General features: G+C 39.7%; 2 protein-coding genes. Both read right to left on the bottom strand.

Features of this window, described 5'->3' with window-relative positions; all coding sequences use genetic code 11:
• Nucleotides 1–121 precede the first annotated feature (121 nt).
• Nucleotides 122–1,168: a hypothetical protein gene (locus AACX38_RS05815; protein ID WP_228865877.1), complete on the bottom strand. Its 1,047-nt coding sequence runs from the start codon at nt 1,166–1,168 to the stop codon at nt 122–124.
• A 162-nt stretch (nt 1,169–1,330) separates the two neighbouring features.
• The coding region (locus AACX38_RS05820; protein ID WP_304957228.1) for an RHS repeat-associated core domain-containing protein at nt 1,331–2,552 on the bottom strand (1,222 nt) is incomplete at its 5' end.

A 2,552-nucleotide genomic window follows, 5' to 3' on the forward strand; every position in this document is an offset into this window, starting at 1 on the left:
ATATAATTTAGATTTCACCACATTTCATCTAGGAGCCATATAACTGTAGCCCCCTAGAATACCCGATTGCCATTTTAGTTAATATACATTTCCAAAACCATGTTCTTTATGACCAAATTATTTAACTATCAACAAGATGGATTTTTTCTTTTTCTTCATCATTCTTATTATTTGGCGCGATTAAAAAACGACCTTTATTCCCGTACTGATCATAAATAGTAATATAGAACTCAGGATACCAATAATCCTTTACCTCAGGAAAAGTTGGATCATTTACCAATATAACAGTAAAGCAAAGGAAGCCAACCTTCTGCCGAACTGTTATATCTATAGGAAAATTAACTGGTAGATTAAACCATATAGCATTCCCTATGGAAACAGTCTTTTCTTTTCCCAATGACCAAAGGAAATGGGCATAATAAACTGTATGATATTCATCTTCAGAATAAAGTTGGTGAATAGAATCAATCTTTCCACCATCATATTCCAATTTCATAATATGACGTTTTCCATACTGATCATTTGGACTGATAGACACATATGTGTTTTCTTGTATCCAACCAGGCTCACCATAGTGGGTAGTAATGATTTTACTATCCATTTTTATATGGGACATATCATAAAATACTTCACTAATCGCAGTTAATTGTAAAAATGCAGATACACCATCAAAATCTCCGCCATATGAGATAGAATGCTCACCGTCTGGAGCCTGTACCAACACGCCTATTTGTTTAATGTGATTACTCTCTGTTGGTGCGCAGTATACATAATAAGTTAATGTATTTATAAAATTTGATTTCTTTATTGAATTTGAAGCCTGCTCCCTTGAATTCATTAAAGAAACACTACTAGGAATAATAATAGCAGTAAATTCATTAGGCTCATCTGTATATCCCCATGTAAAATCATCATTTTCAGAAACGTCAAAGGACAATTTTTCACCTGTATTATAGTCAATGAGCCAAGTGTTTTTAGATAGTATCTTATTTGATATTGATATATTCATATCATTTTTATCCTTTGGTGTTATATGAACATCAATCAATATCCTATGCCTTCCATTGGAAAATATATTTTCACTATTACTTAGTTGACGAAAACCAATTTTTAAATCAGAAATCCCATTCCAAGATGAATATTTATCGTCATCTTTAAAATCAATCATATAAAACCTCCAATTAAATCATTAAAAGTCCTTGAATATTGATTTTAGTTCTATGGATCTTTCAGAACATGAAAATTTTTAATAAACCGATAACAACGACTAATACAAAAAATACTTGGCAGTAGTATTAAGATAATCATCTATAATCATTTATCAGTGTTTTCAGCTAAAAAAATACCTCCGATAAATTTGATGTATATCTAGAATTCTATGGTCTATGCCCTCTCTTTCTGCTATCTGTAGTTCCCTATAAAATATATCAGAATAATTATATTGAAGATTTCGCCATAAAAGATTGTCAAAAGTATAAAAAAATCCGTTTGTTGCCCACGCACGCTGTATCTCTTGGATATCTGTAGCACTATATATCTGACTACGGGCTTGTAAGTCATACCGAAACGCATTAATAAATTCAGTACCATTACGACTATTTACATTTATGATAGGTGTATACAACTGGTCTACTGTATTAATTCCAATATCTACCGCTCCAATACTACTCCCACCCACATCTACCAGATTACTCATTTCACTTACTTCTCGAGTTGTATCAAAACCCAGCGCGTCTAAAGCATAAAAAAAGTCAGCGTTACCCGCAGGAAGAGTAAGTCGCAATGTATGAAAATTACTACCTACAGGACTTATGATTTCCTGAACATATCCCATTCGTACTGCCATAGCAAAATAAGCGCTCGTAGATACGTAAACAGCACTTTGTCTTTCTTCACTCAAATCTTCTTGAGCCACACGTCCTAGTAATTGAACGTGTTCTATTCTCGGAGAAGGGGGTCCGCTTACAGCAATCCTCTCTGGCCTTTCTGCTATCTCTGCAGTCTCTTCCGTCAGCATATGACTCAAGCTAGCTTGCCGCATGCCCCGAGCCAGTTTCCCGAGCACCGAACTGCCCAGGCTGGCTGCTCCCAATCCCATTGAAATCCAGCCCAAAACAGCAGACGTCTGCGGATCACTGCCCTCTGTCACGGCACTGGCAAACCCGGTCGCCGCCCCTAAAAAACCAACCCCGGCCAAAATCGCCCCACTCAGCGTCAGGGAAGCCCCTCCCGTTGGAATGACCGCGGCCAACTCCGCAGCCATTCCAAACAAACCTAACGCTATTCCCAGAATACTGCCCACACTGATGTGCCCACTCGGATCGGTCCGGTTGATCGGATCGCCCAGGCAGTACGCATACGGGTTCAGTCCCCCGGCCCCGAACGGGCTGAGGCTGTCCGGCGCCGTAAACCGCATCAGGACCGGGTTATACGTCCGGTAACCGTTGCCCAGATGATACCCGCCTCCGGCCGGGTCCTGCCGCTCCCCGTTATAGCCCGGTAAATCCGGGTCACTGTCCGCCGCCGCCTGCTGCCCGTACGGGGTATAGCGA

The organism is Xenorhabdus sp. PB30.3, from assembly GCF_963895965.1.
In the GTDB taxonomy this organism is placed as follows: domain Bacteria; phylum Pseudomonadota; class Gammaproteobacteria; order Enterobacterales; family Enterobacteriaceae; genus Xenorhabdus; species Xenorhabdus stockiae.

What these genes read in the sequence shown, in the direction of transcription:
- AACX38_RS05815 (WP_228865877.1), bottom strand. Translation starts at nt 1,168, where the DNA reads ATGATTGATTTTAAAGATGACGATAAATATTCATCTTGGAATGGGATT.